Consider the following 21,227-nt stretch of genomic DNA (forward strand, 5'->3'; position numbering starts at 1 on the left):
CTGGGTATGAGACATGTTTTTTTATTTCGTACATATCATTCCTATCATTCGTATGGCCGTAAAACTTATGTTCAAGTTGAACGTCCATTTACACTTCGATTTAAGGTAAATTTCCCTCACGAATGCCATCCTCCACGACAGAGGGTTGTTCCGGATCGGGCATGCTCATGTGACCTGAACGTGCAATGAGACGGCTCTGGGCCTTGTAGATATCGCGTGAGATTGTTTTGGATTCAACCACCTTGCCATCCACTTTTTTGATACGAACGGTCTCGACAATATAACCGGGCTGTCCATTCTGAAGGACTTGTTGGACCCCGTCAGGAAGCATATTGCTGGATACATATTTTACAGGTGCACTCAGCGTCTCGATCGTACGAGACTCCACCGCATAACTGACATTCTCCGGGAATGTTCCGAAAAACTTCACGACCAGACGATGGTTCTCCACCTTCGCTTGTATCAATAAAGACTTCTCGGTGCTGTTTCGAAAGCGAAAGTTGATCGCGCCGGAGGCAAAGGTAGCATCCAGTCCTTTCGGCAAATACTTCACTGGCACTGAATGATTACGCCGCTCAATAATATCCAGACCGGTCAGAAGGGCAGCGTTATAAACGGTGCTAGATACCTGACAGATCCCTCCTCCGATCCCCGGTGTCAACCGTCCATTAACAATGACAGGTGCTTCACGGAAGCCATATTCCTTCTCCGCTTTCCGAATCACTTTTTCATAGTCGAACACACCGCCAGGAGGTAAAATCATTCCGTGAATAGCCTGGGCCGCCGAGCTGACATTATGTATCCGGCCTTCGCTGCTGTTTCCCAGTCCTGTGGAGAATTGAATAATTTTGCGGTCGATGCCCTCCTTCTTTAATGAATCAATGGTTACATCCGGTTTTAAAGTGTACACAGGCAAGAGGATACGGATTGGATCATGTTGTTCTCCATCTTTCACGTCATTCAGATCCCATTGCATCTTGTTTTGTATAAGGGTATGGAGTGTTTTCCAATCAATTCGGCGCACGCTTTTCTCCGGAATGTATTGTACTTTGTCGTTAGGGGTGATCCGGCGGACGGCTTCCGTTGGCACACCGAAGGTTTCTTTTTCCCAGGCAGGGCTAAGTCGTTGTTGTAAGGTTTGTTCGCTATAGGTCATATCCAAAAGGAAGCTCTGGGGAAACTGATACCTTGCATAAGCTCGCTCCCACAGATTTCCCTCATCCAGCTGTTTGATGGCTGCCTCGAAGAGGTGTGCATTATAACTCAGCCCTAGATCGGTTGCGGTAATTGTCATCGTGATCGGCTCAGGTTCAGCTACCTCAAGGGTGACGGGCCAGACCTCCAATTGTTCAATACGCTTGTGTAGTTCTGCCAGCACTTCCTTCCGATGTTTGCCATCAAGTACCCAGCCACTGATCTGCACGCCCTTGGGCAACGTTGGCTGATTCACGTACATATAGAGCAGTCCATAGGATGCGGAGCCGATCAAGAGTAGAGAGAACAGGACGATGACCGTTACATGTATTTTTTTCATAAGCAAACGCTCCTTTTGGCTTCGGTTGTTCCGAAATTCGTAACATGTTCTATCTATATGATCCAAGTGTGAAAAACTTTCGGGTACTCAATAGGTAACAAATTTGTTACAATAAACTTCAAATGAATTCATGCTTCACTATGAAAAGAGAGTCGAGGCTGATTTTTTCCTGATGAAATTCAGGTTCTTTTAAAGGAAATGCCGGGATTGTGTCGAAATCATAATGGCTAACTATGCGAGCAGGAAGTGATGATGTGATAGAAATGCAGGACGTGTGGAAGACCTATGCCAATGGTACCCACGCATTACAAGGGGTGTCGGTGAAGATCGACCGCAATGAATTTGTCTATATCGTTGGTCCATCCGGTGCAGGCAAATCAACATTTATGAAACTAATGTACAGAGAAGAAGTTCCAACCAAAGGGCAGATATCCATCAACGGATTTAATATTGGCAAGTTGAAACCACGTAAAATTCCTTACGTGCGCCGTAACATCGGCGTGGTATTTCAGGATTTCCGACTGTTGCCAAAGATGACGGCATTTGAGAATGTGGCATTTGCAATGGAAGTCATTGAAGCGCCGAAACGTCATATCAAAAAACGAGTTATGGAAGTGCTTGATCTGGTAGGTTTGCGGAGCAAAGCCAATCGGGAGCCTTCACAGCTATCCGGCGGAGAACAGCAGCGGATTGCTATCGCTCGGGCGATTGTGAACAATCCTTCCGTCATTATTGCGGACGAGCCTACAGGGAATTTGGACCCGGAGACGTCATGGGGCATTATGCAACTTCTGGACGAGATTAATTTCCGAGGTACAACGATTGTTATGGCTACACACAACAAGGATATTGTAAATACGATGCGCAAACGGGTTATCGCCATTGAACGCGGACAGATTGTACGGGATCAGATGAGAGGGGAATACGGTTATGAATTTTAGTACTCTCTTGCGGCATCTGCGGGAGGGCTTCAAAAACGTATTCCGCAATGGCTGGATGTCGGTGGCATCAGTCATGTCGATTATCGTATCTCTGTTTATTCTTGGCGTGTTTATGCTTCTCGTACTGAATGTGAACTCTATGGCCAACCAGGTAGACAGCCAAGTGGAGATCAGTGCGTTCTTGGAGCTGAATGTGGATGAGAAGCTGCGTAATGAAATTGGAGAAGAAATTAGTGCAATGCCTGAAGTCAGCGAGATTCGGGTGGTTCCCAAGGATGTAGGACTGAAGGAGTTCCGCGAACGTTTGGGAGAAAATGCCGATAATGTTCTAGGTGGTTTCGATGTGGATAATAATCCACTGCCAGATACCATTGAAGTCAAAGTCATTGAACCGGAAACGGTCAACTTTGTAGCGCAGAAGATTGAAGAGCTGAACGAGAAGCATCCGGAGAAGCCGATCATGAAAGTGAACTACGGCAAGGAAACGGTAGATGTTTTGTTCAAATTTACGAAGCTTGTTCGTAATATCGGATTTATTTTTGTCGGGGGACTAGGTCTCATGTCGATGTTTCTGATCTCGAATACGATTCGCGTAACGATTCTGGCTCGTCGCCGGGAGATTGGAATCATGAAACTGGTGGGAGCAACCAACACCTTTATTCGCTGGCCTTTCTTTATTGAAGGGGCGCTCATTGGACTGATTGGTTCCGTCATTACGGTCGGGGTTCTGTTCTTCGGATACAGCCGCCTGATGGCAACCGTTGGTCAGGATGTGTTCATGCAGATGCTTAATCTGATTCCGCTCAGCGAGATTTGGCCGCTCATGGGAACGTTATTGATTGGGCTTGGTGTGCTTGTAGGTATTTTGGGCAGTACGCTATCGATTCGCAAGTCACTTAAAGTATAACGAACAGGTTCATAAATGAACGCTGTTTGACGATATGTAGGAGAGACACAACTGTTATTTTGATGAAGAAAGCAAAGGAACATGCTGTTCGACCACCTGTGTAGGTTGCTTTCTTGTGAATTCATAGGATGGGGGATCATCATTTTGAAAAAAACCGCTTCGCTACTGGCCTTTGTGTTACTGGCTGGTATGACGTTTCAACCTTCTGACGGATATGCTAAGAACAGCATCAGTGACATTGACCAGCAGATTCAGCAACTGGAGAGTAAGGCGGCTTCTGCCAAACAGGAGCAAAAGAAAGCTGCGGCTAATAAAAAGGAAGCACAGCATTATAAGAACAAAACCAATGCTTATCTGAAGGTTGTCTTAGAGCAGATTAACGTCGTAAGTGATGAGCTGGCGAGTGTATCCTTGCAGATCGAAACCACGGAAGAAGATCTTCGTACAACCAAGAAAGACCTGCAAGCGGCAGAAGACCGCATCGTTGCAAGAGAGAAGTTGTTGGAGTCACGTGTACGTCTGATGTACACGGATGGAGCAGTATCTTATCTAGATGTCCTGTTGTCTTCCACAAGCTTTACCGATTTTCTAACTCGTGCGGATTCTCTCAAGACGATTGTTAATCAAGACCAACATCTGTTAGATGAACATAAGGCGGACAAGCAGCTTGTTGTGAAGAAAAAGGCAGATTTGGACCGCCAGTATGCGGAAGCCAAAAGTCTTTATGCCCAGAAGAAGCAGCGTAAGTCGCAATTGAACGAGAAAGAGAAGGAAAAGCAAGTGCTTCTGGCCTCATATGATGCTAAGATTGAACAATCTGAAGAACTTACAGCAGAACAGGAAGCTGTGTTAATTCAGATTGCAAGCAAGCGCTCAGCTCTATTGCAGGAGAAAAATAAATTGCGCGAGCAACAGGCAGCAGCAGCAGCCAAAGCGCGTGCTGAAGCTGAAGCACGAGCCAAAGCAGCAGCCAAGAAGCCAACGCGTGTCAGCTCAACCGGCAGCAGTGAAGTAACTTACTCGTCGGGCAATGGTATTTTTGCAAGACCTGTCTCCGGAGGACGTATATCTTCATCATTCGGTCCACGGGTTCACCCGATTACAGGGGAAGTAGGTAAGATGCATAACGGTGTCGATTTTGCTGTTCCTGTAGGTACGTCTGTTCATGCGGCTTCGGGCGGAATTGTCATTATGGCTGAATGGTATAGTGGTTATGGTTATACAGTTATTGTAGATCACGGCGGAGGTTTGTGGACACTGTACGGTCACCTGCGTGAAAATGGATTTAAGGTCAGCAAGGGAGATACGGTGAACAAGGGAGATACCATTGCTGAATCAGGCAACTCAGGTAACTCGACTGGACCTCACTTGCACTTTGAAGTACGAGATAATGGTAGCGCCGTGAATCCGATGAACTATCTATAAGAAGTAGACAACAGGTATTAATCGGATAAACTTCGAATGGAAATATCATAATCCGTACAAGCTAGACATATACTAAGCTGGCATGTTCAGGCAATGATTCGGAGCAGTCTGATTCGGATGAGCTTCATAACTAAAGGCGGTGACAAACAGATGATGAAAAAAAGATCGGCACTGCTGCTCGTTGTACTGGGGCTGCTTGGCGGAAGCCTGTTAACGCTGGTGTTGATGACTTACCCCGGCATAACAAGTCAAACTTCACCAGGTGAGGGACTGCTGGCAAGTATAACAGGCAGTTCACAGCAGAAAAATGAATTGAAAAAGATCGAAACTGCAATGGATTTGATCTCGAAAAACTATTATAAAGATGTCGACCGCACCAAACTGATTGATGGGGCGATCAACGGTATGATGGAATCTCTTGGTGATCCATACTCCAACTATATGGGACAGGAAACTGCTGCCCAGTTTGAGGAGTCGATCGAAGGATCATTTACAGGAATCGGTGCCGAGGTTTCGTCGCAAGATGGTAATGTCGTTGTCGTTTCCCCGATCAAAGGCTCACCTGCAGAAAAGGCGGGTATTCGTGCCAAGGACATTATTATGTCGGTTAATGGCGAATCTCTTCAAGGACTTGAGCTAAATAAAGCTGTGAACAAAATCAGAGGTCCGAAGGGAAGTTCAGCCAAAGTACAGGTGAAGCGTGCTGGGTCCACAGAGCTAATAGAATTCACGATTATCCGTGATGACATTGATCTGGAAACGGTCTATGCTCATATGGAAGACGGCGGGATTGGTGTCATTAATATCACCCAATTCTCTCTGAATACAGGCGAACGCTTCAAGGAAGAGTTGGCTAAGCTAGAGAAGCAAAATATGAAAGGCCTGATCATCGATGTACGGAATGACCCGGGCGGTGTACTGCAAGTTGTTATTGATATTGCAGAACAATTCGTACCGAAAGGTAAAGTCATCGTTCAGGTGGAAGATAAAAATGGCAAGAAGGAACAAAGTAAATCCAATGGTTCTTCCAAACCTTATCCAATTACGGTGCTGATGAATAAGGGGAGTGCAAGTGCATCCGAGATTTTGGCGGGAGCTCTGCAGCAGTCCGCAGGTGCTACGCTTGTAGGTGAGAACTCATTTGGTAAAGGAACTGTGCAGACCAGCTATGATAAACAAATGGGCGATGGTAGCTTGCTGAAGATTACGATTGCCAAGTGGCTGACACCAAATGGTGATTGGATTCACGAAAAAGGGATAAAACCGGATATTGCAGTGGATCAGCCAGAGTATTTCTCGGTAGCACCAATAAATAAAGAGAAGCTGCCGCTCAAGTATGACAGCAACAACATGGATGTGAAAAGTGCACAGACGATGCTGAGAGGACTTGACTTCAAACCGGATCGTGTGGATGGATATTACGATCAGAAGACGGAAGAAGCGGTCAAGGCGTTCCAGAAGGAGAAAGGCATTAAGGTTACAGGTCAGATCGATGAGAAAACGGCCGAATCACTGGAAGCAGCTCTGATCGAACGAATTGCTAATCCTCAATATGATGCACAGCTGAAGCGCGCGATCGAAAATGTCTCGAAGGATATTTCGTCCGCTGTGTCGAAGCCATAAAGAAGGCTGATTTTCAGCCTTCTTTTTTTCTGAACCGGCTGAAGGAGAGGAGTGGAACACTACAATGGAATGGGTTTGGCCGTGGTTAACTACTTTAGGGGAAGCATTGTTACAGTTGTTTATTCAGCCGTTTTATTATATGGCAGTTATTTTAATCGCTTTAATCTATCATCGCCAGTTGCTCCAGGAACGTAGACTCTTCCTCGTTCGTATGCAAAGCTCAATTACTCAGACGATACGAGCTGTTCTTGGAGGGATTTTAATTGGTATCATGGTGTCCATCGTGTCACTATTTCTCGGCACTTATGCGACCATGGGCGCTGTGATTAGCATATGGATTGCAGCATTGGTTTTATCTCTGATTCGTATCCGATATTTATGCTTTGCCTATGCGGCAGGAACACTGGGTATCGTTCAATTTGCGTTGAATGTGGCTTCAAGCTGGCAGCCCACAGGCGTGCTTGGGCAGGTTGTGGAGACGATTCGTGGACTGGACATGCCTGCGTTACTGGTTCTAGCTGCGCTCCTTCACTTTGGAGAAGCTATACTCGTTCGCATGCAAGGTGTGTCGATGGCTTCCCCGTTACTTATAGGAGGAAAAAGAGGGAAACTGGTAGGGGGATATCAGATACAACTTTTTTGGGCTATACCGCTACTGATTCTTGTTCCGACAACCGGAGGTGTGGCTGGATTAGCGTGGACTCCACTATTTAACGCAGGTCAGAGTTATACACTTGTTGCTCTTCCCCTCTTACTTGGATTCAGCGAGAGCACACAGAGTATGATGCCAGGACGCAAGATCCAGCTTTCATCCAAGCGTCTTCTGCTGTACAGTTTGGCATTACTCGTGTTCAGTTTGCTTGCCGTGTGGTGGTCACCGCTGATGGTGATTGCAGCAATCATTGCTTTTGCTGGACATGAGCTCTTGGTAGGGTACAGTGCATTGGAAGAGCAACAGCTTAGTCCAGCTTTTGTTCACCCTCAACATGGACTGAAGGTATTAAGCGTGATCCCTGGAAGTCCAGCGGCAGAACTCGGAATTGAGGCTGGTGAAACGCTGTATAAAGTGAATGGCGTGCTCGTACATAGTCCTGAGGAGCTGCACAAGGCACTGCGCATGAATCCCGCCTTTTGCAAGCTGGAGGTGCGGAATCATCAGGGAGAGAGCAAATTCATGCAGCGTGCGATCTATGAAGGTGAGCACCATCAGCTCGGCGTTATTCTGGCACCGGATAACCAGGAGGCGTGGGCAGTCCAGTTGCGGCCGGTTACCATTTTCCATATCATAACCCTCCGATTGTTCACTCATCGGAAAGAGCGGCGAATGGACGAGGCTCCGCTTGCCTTGCCAGCGCCTCCCGTAGTCAGCGAGAAAGGATCAGTCGAAATGTAACGAAAAAAGGTATTTCCAACCGCCTTTAGACGGTAAGGAAATACCTTTTTGTATACTCTATTGTTTGAGCATGTAAATGGCAATTTGTGTGCGGTCACGTAAGTTGAGCTTGCCCAGAATTTCTGTCACATAGTTTTTGACGGTGCCTTCGCTAAGAAATAACTTGGCGGCAATTTCCTTATTGGACAACCCTTCGGCTATGGATTGCGCAACAGATAGCTCCGCCCGGGTAAGCCCATGTGTTCTACTAGGCACATGGGAAGGTGCAGGGGCAGGAGTCTGGAGTAGACCCGTAAGTTTGCGCGCAATATCCGGGTGAATTAGCATATCCCCGTTATGTACAGTTTTGATGCCCTGAACGATGCGTGGAGGCGGTACATTCTTGAGCAGATAACCGCTCGCTCCGTTCTGTAAGGCTTGGATAATGTATTCATCATCGTCAAAGGTCGTCAGCATTAGGACTTGAATCTCAGGAAAACGGGATTTGATCAGATGAGTACCTTCGACTCCATCACATTCAGGCATACGAATATCCATTAAGACGACATCCGCCATGGTCCCCGATTCAAGTAATTCGAGTGCTTCCTGACCACTGGAAGCCATGCCTGTAATTTCAATGTGTGCATCAAGACAAAGTACAACCTTCAGACTTTCGCGTATAAAATAATCATCGTCGACAAGCAATACCTGGATAAGCGAAGACTGTTCAGGCGATGCTTTCGGACTTGCCCCGTTCGTTCCTGGCATGAGTTTATTCCCTCCCTTAATTTAAAGTGAATTTATTTTGTCTGAGACAGGGATACGCGTAATAACGGTATATGGATGATCGGACTGAATTTCGATCGTGCCTCCAATGAACTGTGTACGCTCACGAATACCCTCGTGGCCAAGACCTGTTTTACTGCCAGCAATAGGAAGGGGGTGAGTGCTGCCGTCATTACTAATGATCATACAGACCTCCTGCCGATCAAAGACTAGTTGTAATGTAATGGAAGAGGCGTTTCCATGTCTTAGTGCATTGGTTATCGCTTCTTTGGCGTTTTTGTACAACACAATCTGGGTGCTTGGGTATAGTGTACGTACCGGACCATGGGTTGAATAAATTGTTTTTACACCTGTATCTCGGCCAACTTCCTCCAGCAGAAGGTCTAGAGCGTAGGCGTTGGACGCATGAGTGACTGGTTGTAATCTATGTAGTGTATTACGCATATCTTCCATGCTTACCGCCAGCTGATCTCGGATCTGTTCTACCATCTCGATTCCCTGTTCGGAATTTAAAGGTAGCGTGAGCAGTGCTGCTTCTGACATGATTTTGGTGCGGATCAGACGATGTCCGATGTCATCATGAAGCTGCCTGGATATACGGGTACGTTCTTCTGCCTGAGCAGCATCCTCCAATTGTCTTGCAAATGACAGTAATTGTGCACGTGCTTCCTGGAGCTCATAGTGTTTATGTCTTAACTCGTCATACACATGCTCCAGTTGCCCACGACTCGCTGCTGTGTTGGCGCCTTGCCAGGAAAGGGTGGCTGTCAGCAGCAATAGCAAATTGACAGCAATCCAAACCAACATGGATTCGGAGAGCCAGGTCATGGTGACAGCCTGGATTCCAGTTATATCCTCAGACATCCAGGGCGGGGGTGTATAATGCCAATGAAGTGCGAGGTTGCCAGCAACCATCTGGATACCTAACATCATCCATCGTCTAGCTCCGGAGAGCCGATACATATAAACATAGAGAACAGACAAACAGACGAACAACATAAAGGGGCCGTACAGAGCAAGTAACCAGCTGCTCCACCATATTTCTGCGAGGAATAACAGCGATTGCATTGCAACGGAGCGTGTGAAACCGTTCATTACAGCGAGTCCTGCGGCAATGAGAATACATAGCGTATATAGCGCTTCGCCTTTTGGGGGAAGCACCAAACCGTACAGCACTGCGGGCACAAAGAGTAAACCGTATTGCAGGAACCGCATTGGCATATGTAGATGACATCCTTTGTATAGAGTATGAAGACGAACAAGATTGAAATGTCTGAAACATGCATTCTTGATTATAACATAACCGGGTTTGGGGTCAGGAGATGACTTAAGTCACCTTCGGGTTATGACTTTGTGTACCTTCGAAAAAGATCGTTGTTCGTTACAATATAAATACGATATGAAGACAAGATAAGAGTTCAAACGGAGAGGACGTATATTCATGAATATATTGGAAGTGGATCACGTTGTGAAACGCTACGGTAGCAAATTATCAGTAGACCATCTCAATCTGAGTGTAAACAAAGGTGAAATTTTTGGTCTGCTTGGTCCGAATGGAGCAGGTAAAAGTACGACAATCAGTATGATTGCAGGGCTTTTGAAAATGGATCAGGGTGAGATCAGGCTGGATGGCATATCGGTTAAAGATCAACCACTGGAGGTAAAACGCAAGATCGGGTTGGTTCCGCAGGATTTGGCATTATACGAAACGATGAGTGCGGCGGATAATGTTACTTTTTTTGCCCGGCTATATGGGTTGCGAGGTAAACTACTCAAAGAAAGAGTAAAGGAATCTCTTGAATTCGTGGGCTTGCAGGATAAGGCGAAGGAGGCCCCATCTACCTTCTCCGGCGGAATGAAACGCAGATTAAACATCGCGTGTGCTCTCAGCCATCGACCAGATCTGATCATTATGGATGAACCAACCGTAGGTATTGATCCACAGTCCCGTAATCATATTCTTGAATCCGTTCGAACTCTTAACGAGATGGGTTCAACCATTATATATACCAGTCACTATATGGAAGAAGTTGCGGCTATCAGCAATCGTGTAGCTATTATGGATCAAGGGAGAATTATTGCCTGTGGAACCGAAGCTGAGCTTAGAGAACGTGTTGCATCCGAGGAAAAGATCGTACTCACTGCTTCAGGCATCCATGATGGTGTGGTGGAAGAATTGAAGCTTCATCCCCGCGTTCGAGCAGTTGAAGTCACTGAAGAAACATTGACCATTATGCTGCCTTCAGCACAACTTGCATTGCAAGATATGCTCTTTATTTGTACTAAGCATGATATGTCCATTCAGTCTCTACGGGTCGAAGAACCGGACTTGGAGACGCTCTTCCTCAATTTAACCGGACGCACGCTTCGAGACTAGGAGGGAATGAGATGAACATATGGCATATCTGTATCTTTGAATTAAGACGTATTTTGAAAATTCGTTCTGTGGTCATAAATCTGTTTGTTTTGCCCTTATTATTGATCTTTATCTTGGGGACAGCACTATCGAGCGCCATGGGAACAGGGAAAGAAAGCATACCTGATGTAGTCCATGTAGGGATTGTACAATCGGCTGAAGCGACCTCGTCTCCTGTTGGTGAAGCACTGAACGTATTCGTGGCTGCACCGGAAGTGGCAAAAATGCTGAAAGTTCAGCAGATCAGTTCCCAGGAAGAGGCAGTGAATGCGTTAAAACAAGGAGAAATTAACTTTGCAGTTATTCTTACCTCAGATACGGTGAAGCAGTGGATGGCAGGAGAAGAGGCCAAGCTGCAATGGATCCTTGGGAAGGACAGTACACTGAATGTGGTGGGGCAAACCTTGTTCACTCGCTTCACGGATGAGTTAAATCGACAAGCTGCCATGGTAAAAGTCCTTGGATCCGAAGCCATGGGGACTGCCGCTGCTCAAGTTGATACTAAATCGGCAGGACAGTCTAATGTCACGGTCACTAGCCCTGGGCAATCCGATCAATCCTATAGTGCCTCACAATATTACGCGGCAGCGATGCTGGCTATGTTTATGCTGTACTCAGGCATGACAACGATTAACAGCCTGTTTACTGAGAAAGATAAACGAACGCTGGCTCGTCTTCAGGCTGCTCCTGTAGGCAACGGAGTTATCTTTGCTGGTAAAATCGCAGGTAACAGCCTGCTTGCTTTTATGCAGGCAATCATTATTGTTCTCATGACACATGTATTATTTGGTGTGGACTGGGGTGGTCATCCATGGTTAATCGTATTGGTCTGTGTACTTATTACGCTGGCATCCATGACTTTAGGTGTTATTGTGGCATTCATTAGTAAAAGTGCTGCTTCAGCTACTGCCCTGATGCAGAGCATCATCATTGTGATGACATTTATTAGCGGCGGATTTACGCCGATTGCTGTAGATTTTGTACAACGTATTAGCGAATTCACAGTAAATCATTGGGCTCTTCAAAGTTTCCTTAGCATGATGTTGGGTTCTTCCTTAGATGAAATAACACACAATATGTGGATGCTGGGAGCTGTGTGTGCAGTGCTTGCTGCCGCTGCGGCAGTGATATACAGAAAGGTTGGATACCGCTATGAATAGTCTGCATATTGCTTGGCTGATGATTAGGAGAACGCTTGGGAGTAAACGCGGATTTATTACGTATCTGCTGCTTCCGTGTCTTGTTGTAACGGGAGCGGTTGCCCTTTTTGGAAGTGAGCAGGCAAGCCGTGCTGTGATACCTTATGTGAATATGGATCAGGGCACTGCGGGGTCATGGATGGTGCAAGAACTTGGCCGAATGAAAGAATACAGCTTCAAACCTGTGAACAGTGAGGCAGAGGTCAAGTCAGATGTAGTCAAGCAAAAAGGAAACATGGGGATCGTTATTCCCGCGGATTATACGCAATCACTGTTACAAGGGAAGCAGACCCATATTCAGCTGATTGAAATGCGTGTTAGTGAAAGTTCATATATCTTGCGGGCAGCCGTTGAAGGAATAGATGATGGACTGAAACAGTCTGCGTATGCAGCAACTACAGAAGAGAAGTTTGAACAGCTTCTGGAGGAGGTTGGCAGACATACCCTATCAGGGGAAGCGCTGAACCTACAACTGTATCCTAAACCAGGGCTAAATAACGTTACAGGGTTTACCATCATGTTTATGATGGGCCTGTTGACCAGTGCTGTGGCCGTGATTATGGAAGATCGTAAGCAGCGTACGATGGCTCGAATGTATACAGCTCCTGTTAAGTCGTATGAGATTGCACTCGGTAATTTTCTGGGCAGTCTGGCGATCGGGATCATTCAGATTGTACTAGTGCTCGGCATTAGCAGATGGGTGCTGCATTATGATGCCGGAATTCCGTTCGGTACTCATTTTCTGATTCTTGGCGCATTCATGCTCGTTTCCATGGGGCTGGCGAGTACGGTTAGCGGTCTAATTCGAGAAACGAAAAATGCCAGTATGTTGAACTCCCTCATTATTGTACCGACTTGTATGATTGGAGGCTGCTTCTGGCCACTATCGATCATGCCGGAGTATATGCAGAAGCTGGCCAACTTCGTACCGCAGAAATGGACGATTCAGGCCGTTGAGACGATCTCTGCTGGAGGCACGTTGGCAGATATTACTCTGCCGCTACTGATTCTGACTACTATGGCTGTTATTCTACTAGCTGTCGGCTCTGCGATCCTTCGTCCAGATCAGCCAGGAATGGATGCGTAGTATCTGGGAACATAATTTGAATGAAGATAAAGGTTACTTAGCATGGAATAAATAGAACAGAATAAACACGCCTGCCGAATAAATGCGGCAGGCGTGTTTGTTGTTTTATTCTTTTGCAGAAGTATAATCAGAAGCTTGCTAACAAATTACGTTGTTTTACGCTCGACTAGGGTTGCAACTGACGAAGCACCGTAATCTCAACCCGGCGATTTTTCTGTCTTCCTGCTGGAGTTTGATTGTCCCCGGTTGGACGGGTATCTGCGTAACCTGCATATTGGAAGTGATCTGGATCGAGTTTCTCCTGATCTAGGAAAAAGCGTAATACAGACAATGCTCGTTCGCCAGATAACTCCCAGTTATCCTTGTACATGGAATTAGCTCCGATTGGCACATTATCCGTATGTCCTTCGATACTGACCACCATTTGAAGATTACGAAACAAACTTGCCAGTTTGTTCATTGTCGGGGAAGCTTCCTTTTTCAAAGCAGCTTGTCCTTGGTCGAACAGGAATCGGTCACTTAGTGTAATGGAGATGCCTTGAGGCTTGTCCGCAACAAAAATCTGATCTTCCAGTTTATTCTCCTCAATATATTGGGTAATCACATTGAACAGATTTTGCAGCTCCTGCTCCTGCGTCCTGAACTGATGTTCACGTTCTGTAAGCGGACGATTGCTTTCATCCGCGGGATCTGTTGCTGGTGTGGATTCAGGGTCTTGCATATCTCCTGATCCCGTCTGACCATCGGAGGGAGGTGTCTTGGTAATCACTTGACCAGGTTTATTATTAAGTCCATCTCCAAGCTCCAGAATAGAGCTGGATTCATTGAATGTGTTCTGAAGGGATTGGGTAACGATGTCATATTTACCCGAATCCAGATTGCTCATGGCGTACATGATGACAAAAAATATCAACAGCAGGGTAATGAGATCGGCATAGGTAATCATCCAGCGATCCCGATGGTCCGCAGTTTCGCGTTTGGCACGCCGTTTACTGCGCCGACTCATCCAATCCCTCCTTTGCCAGTGGCGAATATACCGCCTGACGATGCGAAAGTGTAAAAGATTCTAGCCGTTTACGGACGAGCTGCGGATTTTCGCCGTTTTGAATGGCAAGAATGCCTTCGAGTATCATCTCCATGGCTTGAACTTCGTCAGCACCTCTGGATTTAATCTTGGACGCAATGGGCAAAAAGATCAGATTGGCACTGGCAACTCCATACAGAGTGGCAGTAAAGGCAACAGCAATAGCCGGTCCAAGTCCAGTGGGATCGGTTAAGCTGCCCAGCACTTGAATAAGTCCCATTACGGTTCCGATGATCCCCATGGTTGGGGCATAACCGCCGGCAGATTCGAATATTTTGGCATAACCCTCATGTTTCTGTTCCACAGAATCAATCTCCATCTCCAGAATCTGCCGAATGACATCAGGGTCTGTACCATCAACAATCATTTGAATGCCATCTTGTAAAAATGGATGAGGATAATCCACTACTCTGCGTTCCAGAGCTAGCACACCGGATCTGCGAGCAATAGACGACATCTCAATCAGATCCTCAACCGACTGCTTAGAATCATGATGATGACGTCCAAATGCCATTCGTAGAGCAGCAGGAATCGTGCGTAGACGATGACCAGGGAAGCTGGCAACAACAGCAGCTATTGTACCGCCAAATACGATTAGAGCAGCCGTTTTTTGTAGTAGGCCAGACAATTGACCGCCTTCCCATAAAAAACCACTGATAATGGCAGCAATTCCGGCTATTATACCGATGAGTGTTGCAATATCCATAAATTAACCCACTCCTATCTTCATTTCACGTTTGCAACACTAAAACGAACAAGGTATAATTGAACGGGAACAAATATTCCTATTACTATAAGTTTTCCCAACAGGAAATTCGGGGAACTTCGACAATATATAGTGACTATTATTTTAGACGATAGGGTGAGATACGGCAATGAGCGATATTATAATGAGCGACAAAACGTTCGAAATCGAGTCAGAGTTTTCTCCCCAGGGTGATCAGCCTGCAGCCATAGCAGAATTGGTAAAGGGTGTTCAGGAAGGGAAGAGATACCAGACGCTTCTGGGTGCAACAGGTACGGGGAAGACGTTCACCATTGCACAGACCATAGCCAAGCTGCAGCGGCCGACGTTGATTATTGCGCACAATAAGACACTGGCAGCCCAGCTGGCGAGTGAATTCAAAGAGTTCTTTCCGAATAACATGGTAGAGTATTTTGTCAGCTATTACGACTACTATCAACCGGAAGCCTATATTCCTTCATCTGATACGTATATCGAGAAGGATTCGAGTATTAATGAAGAGATTGATAAATTGAGACACGCAGCGACCAGTTCGTTGTTTGAACGTCGCGATGTCATTATTGTAGCCAGTGTTTCTTGCATATACGGTTTGGGTTCGCCGCATGACTATTCCAGCATGCTTTTGTCACTGCGGGTGGGTATGGAAAAGCCACGCAATCAGATTTTGTCTCGTCTTGTAGAGATACAGTATCAGCGGAATGATATTAACTTTGTTCGTGGTACGTTTCGTGTCCGCGGCGATGTGATCGAGATTTTCCCAGCCTCCAAGGGGGAACATGCGATTCGGGTTGAATTGTTCGGGGACGAGATCGAGAAAATTACCGAAATTGACGTTTTGACCGGAGAACTGATTGGTGAACGCGAGCATATTGCTATTTTCCCGGCATCTCACTTCGTAACACAAGAAGAGACGATGCGTGTGGCACTAGTGAATATTGAGCGTGAATTGGAAGAACGTCTTGAAGTATTGCGTGAACAAGGCAAACTGCTGGAAGCACAGCGGCTGGAGCAACGTACACGTTATGATATTGAAATGATGAAGGAAGTTGGATTTTGTTCGGGGATTGAGAACTATTCCGGACCGCTGACCTTCCGTGAACGCGGGGATACACCGTATACGCTACTTGATTATTTTCCTGATGATATGTTGATCGTGGTGGATGAGTCCCATGTGACACTGCCGCAGATTCGTGCGATGTATAACGGTGACCAAGCGAGGAAGACTGTGTTGGTGGATCACGGTTTCCGTCTTCCTTCTGCGCTGGATAATCGACCGCTCAAGTTCGAAGAGTTCGAAGAAAAGATGAACCAGATTATCTATGTATCGGCAACGCCGGGACCTTACGAGATTGAGCATACCGATACGATGGTGCAGCAGATTATTCGTCCGACGGGTTTGCTTGATCCTGTCATTGAACTCCGTCCAACGAAAGGACAGATTGATGATCTGATTGCAGAGATTAACGATAGAATTGCCAAAGACGAGCGGGTATTGATCACGACGTTAACGAAGAAAATGTCGGAAGACCTGACGGATTATCTGAAGGAGATTGGTATTAAGGTAAGATATCTGCACTCCGAGATCAAAACGCTCGAACGGATGGCGATCTTGCGTGATCTGAGGCTGGGTACCTTCCATGTATTGATTGGGATCAACTTGCTAAGAGAAGGTCTTGATCTGCCTGAGGTTTCATTGGTAGCTATTCTCGATGCTGATAAGGAAGGGTTCCTTCGTTCCGAGCGTTCGCTTATTCAGACGATAGGGCGTGCTGCGAGAAACAGCGATGGTAAAGTTATTTTGTATGGAGACAAAGTGACAGAATCTATGGATAAGGCGATGAAAGAGACGGAACGACGTCGCAGCATCCAGATGGCTTATAACGAGAAGCATGGAATAACACCTCAGACGATTCGCAAAAAAGTACGTGATGTGATTGAGGCAACGAAGGTTGCTGAATCCAAAAATGAGTATCTGACTGGCGCTGCCGAGAAGATGTCGAAGAAAGAGCGTCAGTCGCTCATTCAGCGTCTGGAGGCAGAGATGAAGGATGCAGCCAAAAACTTGCAGTTTGAACGTGCCGCTGAGCTTCGTGATGCACTGCTGGAGCTGCGAGCAGAATAGATGTAGATCGATATAGGAAGCTTCCTTGATTGAACATTTTGTGATAAGAGAACGGCCAGTTGGCCGTTCTCTTATTGGGTGAAAATGAGTAAAAAAATGCCTCGGTTAACCCGATAATAAGACATGTTGAAATGACAAATTAAGGTCTATACTGATAGAAACGATAAATTTGGTTAAAAGGTTTATAGATAAGCAATGAGAGGATGAATACTATTGGCGAGCGAGAACATTGTCATCAAAGGTGCGCGAGCGCATAACCTGAAAAACATTGATATCACCATCCCACGTGACCGCTTTGTCGTATTGACCGGTTTGAGCGGATCAGGCAAGTCCTCGCTGGCTTTTGATACGATCTATGCCGAAGGACAGCGACGTTATGTGGAATCATTGTCAGCCTATGCACGTCAGTTTTTGGGCCAGATGGAAAAACCGGATGTGGATTCCATTGAGGGCTTGTCACCTGCGATCTCGATCGATCAGAAAACAACAAGCCGTAACCCACGTTCCACGGTAGGAACAGTTACTGAAATCTACGACTATCTGCGTCTCCTGTTTGCGCGCATTGGTCATCCACATTGTCCGGATCACGGGATCGAGATTACATCCCAAACGGTGGAGCAAATGGTGGACCGTATCATGCAGTACCCTGAACGTACCCGATTGCAGATTCTGGCTCCAATTGTTGCCGGACGCAAAGGGGAGCACAAGAGCGTATTTGCCGATGTGTCGAAGCAAGGTTTTGTCCGTGTACGGGTCAATGGTGAACTTCGTGACTTGTCCGAGGATATCCAGCTGGAGAAAAACAAAAAACATACCATTGATGTTGTCGTTGACCGGATCGTTGTGAAGGATGATGTCCAGGCACGTCTGGCAGATTCTATAGAAACGGCACTTAACCTTTCTGGTGGACAACTGCTCGTGGATATTATCGGTGAAGAAGAACTGCGCTTCAGTTCGAACTTTGCATGCCCAGTCTGCGGATTCAGCATTGATGAGCTGGCACCTCGGATGTTCTCGTTTAACAGCCCTTTTGGTGCTTGTCCGGATTGTGACGGTTTGGGTGTCAAAATGATTGTAGACCCGGATCTACTTGTGCCAGATCGCAGTAAATCTATTGAAGAAGGTGCGTTTGATGCCTGGACAGGAGGAACGTCAACGTATTATCCGCAGTTTCTTCGGTCGGTATGCGAACATTTTAACATCCCACAGGATGTCCCAGTAGAAGATCTGCCTGCCGATCAGATGAACAAGTTATTGCACGGGACAGGATCTGAAAAAATTCGTTTTCGTTATGAAAATGACTTTGGACAACGCAAAGAAGCGTTAGTTACGTTTGAAGGAATCGTTAATAATCTGGAGCGTCGTTATCGGGAAACGGCATCCGAAGGTATCCGGGAGTTCATTGAAGGATACATGAGTGCCAAGCCTTGTGGTACATGCAAAGGACAACGTCTGAAACGAGAAAGCCTTGCTGTAACCATTAATGATCACAACATGGCTTATGTGACCAGTCTGTCGATCGGCGAAGCGGGACGTTTCTTTGAGTCACTACAGCTGACGGAGAAGGAGCAGACCATTGCCAAACTGATCCTGAAAGAAATTAATAGCCGCTTGGGTTTCCTTGTTAATGTCGGTTTGGACTACTTGACGTTAAGCCGTGCTGCCGGCACGCTTTCGGGTGGGGAAGCACAGCGGATCAGACTGGCGACTCAGATTGGTTCCAGCCTGATGGGCGTACTCTACATTCTGGACGAGCCAAGTATCGGTCTGCACCAGCGGGATAATGATCGTTTGATCTCTACGCTGGCACATATGCGGGATATTGGAAACACTCTGATCGTTGTTGAACATGACGAAGATACAATGATGGCAGCAGATTATATTATCGATATTGGCCCTGGCGCAGGTATTCACGGCGGTACAGTCATGTCACAAGGTACACCGGAAGAGATTATGAATGATGAGAAATCGCTAACGGGTCAGTACCTCAGTGGCAAGAAGTTTATCCCTGTTCGTACAGAACGCCGAAGTGTAGGCGACCGCTGGCTGGAAGTGCGCGGAGCCAAAGAAAATAACTTGAAGAATCTGAATGTGAAGATTCCGGTAGGTGTATTTACTGCTGTAACGGGAGTATCAGGTTCGGGTAAATCTACACTGATTAACGAGATTCTCTACAAAACATTGGCGCGTGATCTGAACCGTGCACGAGTACGTCCAGGACAGCATAAGGAGATTCGTGGACTTGAGCATATCGATAAAGTTATCGATATTGACCAGTCACCGATCGGACGTACACCACGCTCGAATCCCGCTACGTATACAGGTGTTTTTGATGATATTCGTGATCTGTTCGCACAGACGAATGAAGCCAAAGTGCGTGGATACAAAAAAGGACGGTTCAGCTTTAATATTAAAGGTGGACGTTGTGAGGCTTGCCGGGGAGATGGCATTATCAAAATCGAAATGCACTTCCTGCCAGATGTCTATGTGCCATGTGAAGTTTGCAAAGGAAAACGATATAACCGTGAAACGCTAGAAGTGAAATACAAAAACAAAAATATTGCGGATGTACTCGAAATGACAGTAGAGGATGCTACTCAATTTTTTGAGAATATTCCGAAAATTCATCGCAAAATGCAAACATTAATGGATGTAGGCCTCGGATACATTAATCTGGGTCAACCGGCAACAACGCTGTCCGGTGGTGAAGCACAGCGTGTGAAGCTTGCTTCCGAGCTGTACCGACGGAGTACGGGCAAAACGATCTATATTCTGGATGAACCAACAACAGGTCTGCATGTTGATGATATTGACAGGTTGTTAACGGTGTTGCATCGTCTTGTAGACTCTGGTGAGTCTGTGCTTGTTATTGAGCACAATCTGGACGTCATCAAAACAGCGGATTATATCGTTGACCTCGGTCCAGAAGGCGGAAGTGGGGGCGGTACAATCGTCGCTACAGGAACACCTGAAGATATTATCCAAGTGGAGGAATCATATACTGGGAAATATCTGAAACCTGTACTGGAGCGCGATACAGAGCGGAGCAGAGCTCTACAGCTCACAGAATAGGCAGACCTGTAGCGGGCTACTGCCTAACAGTCCTTTTCAATCCCTCGCTACGTACCTCTCTATCATAATAGAGATTAACATGATGCCAGATGAAGCATGAAATATGAAATATGAAACATGAAACATGTAGATATGCTGGGTGTATATAAACCTTCTTCACTCGAGAAATAGGCTGTGAACGAAATTCACACTTGTTCTTTAGGAAGAAGGTTTTTTATATACGGGTTCATGGCAGGGATATCAACGTCAAGTCAAGTACGGATTGTTAGTGATGGTGACCGCGATCTGCTATCTGTGCTCCAGATACTCGCTGAATATGGTTTTCCCATGAAAGTGTTTACATATCAGATGGGGTAAGCTTTAGTAAGCAAAACAGGAACACTGGATTTTTTTCATTTTTTGGATGATAGGGCTTGCATTACTAACAGGGTACAGATAACATAGAGGAAGAGTTTAGGGTATGCGTTAGTTGTTCAACTATGGTGAGGAGGTCTGTCTATCCATGCTGCTTGCAGAGGCTGCCACGGCGAGTACATCCAATTTTAATGCATTTGATATTTTTGTCATCCTGTTCACAATCCTGATATTTATCGGACTGGTTCGACTTCTTCGGGCACCGAAGAAAAATCTGTTTGCTATTGGGTTTACCATTGTCAGTCTGCTTGTATTTTTGATGACAGACTACGCGATGATCACGGGCTGGTTTAGTTAACAGAATCACACGCTAGTAGATGTAAATAGAAACACAACACATCGTAAGATACATCCATAGAGATACATCACGTATCAACATAATCAGGACCACCCGTCCAACGGGTGGTTTGCTCTTGGGGTATAACCCCCTGTTGCCAAACTGCGCCTAAAGACGCTAGCCTGACAGCAGGGCTGTTCAGGCTCAGTGTTATTTGTCTCTT

General features: G+C 46.2%; 17 protein-coding genes. 12 read left to right on the forward strand and 5 right to left on the reverse strand.

The genetic code is table 11. The annotated features are described in order from the left end of the window. Nucleotides 1-100: 100 nt before the first annotated feature. Nucleotides 101-1,534 (reverse strand): VanW family protein, encoded by a 1,434-nt coding sequence (locus PQG66_RS15860; protein WP_272038692.1) that lies wholly within the window; start codon nucleotides 1,532-1,534, stop codon nucleotides 101-103. Between the two features lie 254 nt (nucleotides 1,535-1,788). Here PQG66_RS15860 and ftsE point away from each other — a divergent pair, with 254 nt between their 5' ends. The 5 genes from ftsE to PQG66_RS15885 all read left to right on the forward strand — a co-directional run bounded on the left by ftsE (nucleotide 1,789) and on the right by PQG66_RS15885 (nucleotide 7,823). Then, entirely contained in the window at nucleotides 1,789-2,475 is a 687-nt protein-coding gene (ftsE, locus tag PQG66_RS15865) for a cell division ATP-binding protein FtsE (RefSeq protein WP_056693908.1), read from the forward strand. Next, a complete protein-coding gene (gene ftsX, locus PQG66_RS15870) occupies nucleotides 2,465-3,382 on the forward strand; it encodes a permease-like cell division protein FtsX (protein ID WP_272038693.1) in 918 nt (305 codons plus the stop codon). Before ftsE ends, ftsX begins: the two co-directional genes overlap by 11 nt. Before the next feature lie 144 nt (nucleotides 3,383-3,526). Further along, complete coding sequence (locus tag PQG66_RS15875) at nucleotides 3,527-4,807, forward strand: murein hydrolase activator EnvC family protein (RefSeq protein WP_272038694.1); 1,281 nt, start codon at nucleotides 3,527-3,529, stop codon at nucleotides 4,805-4,807. 150 nt (nucleotides 4,808-4,957) lie between these two features. Beyond that, nucleotides 4,958-6,430, forward strand: coding sequence for a S41 family peptidase (locus PQG66_RS15880; RefSeq protein ID WP_272038745.1), 1,473 nt, complete (start codon nucleotides 4,958-4,960; stop codon nucleotides 6,428-6,430). A 64-nt stretch (nucleotides 6,431-6,494) separates the two neighbouring features. After that, nucleotides 6,495-7,823 carry a PDZ domain-containing protein gene (locus tag PQG66_RS15885; RefSeq protein WP_272038695.1) on the forward strand — a complete coding sequence of 443 codons (1,329 nt, stop codon included), beginning with the start codon at nucleotides 6,495-6,497 and terminating at the stop codon, nucleotides 7,821-7,823. 57 nt (nucleotides 7,824-7,880) lie between these two features. Here PQG66_RS15885 and PQG66_RS15890 read toward each other — a convergent pair whose 3' ends face one another. Next, nucleotides 7,881-8,570, reverse strand: coding sequence for a response regulator transcription factor (locus PQG66_RS15890; RefSeq protein ID WP_272038696.1), 690 nt, complete (start codon nucleotides 8,568-8,570; stop codon nucleotides 7,881-7,883). A gap of 21 nt (nucleotides 8,571-8,591) precedes the next feature. After that, nucleotides 8,592-9,809, reverse strand: coding sequence for a sensor histidine kinase (locus PQG66_RS15895; protein WP_272038697.1), 1,218 nt, complete (start codon nucleotides 9,807-9,809; stop codon nucleotides 8,592-8,594). Between the two features lie 220 nt (nucleotides 9,810-10,029). Between PQG66_RS15895 and PQG66_RS15900 the strand changes: the two genes are divergently transcribed. Genes PQG66_RS15900 through PQG66_RS15910 form a run of 3 tightly spaced genes read left to right on the forward strand, consistent with a single transcriptional unit; the run spans nucleotide 10,030 to nucleotide 13,290 of the window. Further along, nucleotides 10,030-10,965, forward strand: a complete 936-nt coding sequence (locus PQG66_RS15900) for an ABC transporter ATP-binding protein (RefSeq protein WP_272038698.1) — start codon at nucleotides 10,030-10,032, stop codon at nucleotides 10,963-10,965. Between the two features lie 11 nt (nucleotides 10,966-10,976). Beyond that, nucleotides 10,977-12,164 carry an ABC transporter permease gene (locus PQG66_RS15905; RefSeq protein WP_272038699.1) on the forward strand — a complete coding sequence of 396 codons (1,188 nt, stop codon included), beginning with the start codon at nucleotides 10,977-10,979 and terminating at the stop codon, nucleotides 12,162-12,164. Further along, complete coding sequence (locus PQG66_RS15910; protein WP_272038700.1) at nucleotides 12,157-13,290, forward strand: ABC transporter permease; 1,134 nt, start codon at nucleotides 12,157-12,159, stop codon at nucleotides 13,288-13,290. Before PQG66_RS15905 ends, PQG66_RS15910 begins: the two co-directional genes overlap by 8 nt. Before the next feature lie 166 nt (nucleotides 13,291-13,456). Here PQG66_RS15910 and PQG66_RS15915 read toward each other — a convergent pair whose 3' ends face one another. Next, nucleotides 13,457-14,296 carry a flagellar motor protein MotB gene (locus PQG66_RS15915; protein WP_272038701.1) on the reverse strand — a complete coding sequence of 280 codons (840 nt, stop codon included), beginning with the start codon at nucleotides 14,294-14,296 and terminating at the stop codon, nucleotides 13,457-13,459. Beyond that, nucleotides 14,280-15,080, reverse strand: coding sequence for a flagellar motor protein (locus tag PQG66_RS15920; RefSeq protein ID WP_272038702.1), 801 nt, complete (start codon nucleotides 15,078-15,080; stop codon nucleotides 14,280-14,282). Before PQG66_RS15920 ends, PQG66_RS15915 begins: the two co-directional genes overlap by 17 nt. Nucleotides 15,081-15,249: 169 nt before the next feature. Here PQG66_RS15920 and uvrB point away from each other — a divergent pair, with 169 nt between their 5' ends. From uvrB to PQG66_RS15940, 4 genes are all read left to right on the forward strand, one after another. Continuing rightward, a complete protein-coding gene (gene uvrB / locus PQG66_RS15925; protein WP_272038703.1) occupies nucleotides 15,250-17,241 on the forward strand; it encodes an excinuclease ABC subunit UvrB in 1,992 nt (663 codons plus the stop codon). 213 nt (nucleotides 17,242-17,454) lie between these two features. Then, nucleotides 17,455-20,313: an excinuclease ABC subunit UvrA gene (gene uvrA / locus PQG66_RS15930; RefSeq protein ID WP_272038704.1), complete on the forward strand. Its 2,859-nt coding sequence runs from the start codon at nucleotides 17,455-17,457 to the stop codon at nucleotides 20,311-20,313. Nucleotides 20,314-20,541: 228 nt separating this feature from the next. After that, nucleotides 20,542-20,670 (forward strand): hypothetical protein, encoded by a 129-nt coding sequence (locus tag PQG66_RS15935; RefSeq protein ID WP_272038705.1) that lies wholly within the window; start codon nucleotides 20,542-20,544, stop codon nucleotides 20,668-20,670. 145 nt (nucleotides 20,671-20,815) lie between these two features. Beyond that, on the forward strand, nucleotides 20,816-21,025 hold the full coding sequence (locus tag PQG66_RS15940; RefSeq protein WP_272038706.1) for a hypothetical protein: 210 nt from the start codon (nucleotides 20,816-20,818) through the stop codon (nucleotides 21,023-21,025). Nucleotides 21,026-21,227: the final 202 nt, after the last annotated feature.

The organism is Paenibacillus sp. JJ-100 (assembly GCF_948329825.1).
Classification (GTDB): Bacteria; Bacillota; Bacilli; order Paenibacillales; family Paenibacillaceae; genus Paenibacillus.

Bases quoted from the DNA above. Each gene is read 5' to 3' on its own strand.
- PQG66_RS15860 (WP_272038692.1), bottom strand. From the start codon at position 1,534: ATGAAAAAAATACATGTAACGGTCATCGTCCTGTTCTCTCTACTCTTG.
- PQG66_RS15880 (WP_272038745.1), top strand. From the start codon at position 4,958: ATGATGAAAAAAAGATCGGCACTGCTGCTCGTTGTACTGGGGCTGCTT.
- PQG66_RS15895 (WP_272038697.1), bottom strand. From the start codon at position 9,809: ATGCCAATGCGGTTCCTGCAATACGGTTTACTCTTTGTGCCCGCAGTG.
- PQG66_RS15935 (WP_272038705.1), top strand. From the start codon at position 20,542: ATGGCAGGGATATCAACGTCAAGTCAAGTACGGATTGTTAGTGATGGT.
- PQG66_RS15905 (WP_272038699.1), top strand. From the start codon at position 10,977: ATGAACATATGGCATATCTGTATCTTTGAATTAAGACGTATTTTGAAA.
- PQG66_RS15915 (WP_272038701.1), bottom strand. From the start codon at position 14,296: ATGAGTCGGCGCAGTAAACGGCGTGCCAAACGCGAAACTGCGGACCAT.
- PQG66_RS15940 (WP_272038706.1), top strand. From the start codon at position 20,816: ATGCTGCTTGCAGAGGCTGCCACGGCGAGTACATCCAATTTTAATGCA.
- PQG66_RS15885 (WP_272038695.1), top strand. From the start codon at position 6,495: ATGGAATGGGTTTGGCCGTGGTTAACTACTTTAGGGGAAGCATTGTTA.
- ftsX (WP_272038693.1), top strand. From the start codon at position 2,465: ATGAATTTTAGTACTCTCTTGCGGCATCTGCGGGAGGGCTTCAAAAAC.
- PQG66_RS15910 (WP_272038700.1), top strand. From the start codon at position 12,157: ATGAATAGTCTGCATATTGCTTGGCTGATGATTAGGAGAACGCTTGGG.
- PQG66_RS15900 (WP_272038698.1), top strand. From the start codon at position 10,030: ATGAATATATTGGAAGTGGATCACGTTGTGAAACGCTACGGTAGCAAA.
- PQG66_RS15920 (WP_272038702.1), bottom strand. From the start codon at position 15,080: ATGGATATTGCAACACTCATCGGTATAATAGCCGGAATTGCTGCCATT.
- uvrB (WP_272038703.1), top strand. From the start codon at position 15,250: ATGAGCGATATTATAATGAGCGACAAAACGTTCGAAATCGAGTCAGAG.
- PQG66_RS15890 (WP_272038696.1), bottom strand. From the start codon at position 8,570: ATGCCAGGAACGAACGGGGCAAGTCCGAAAGCATCGCCTGAACAGTCT.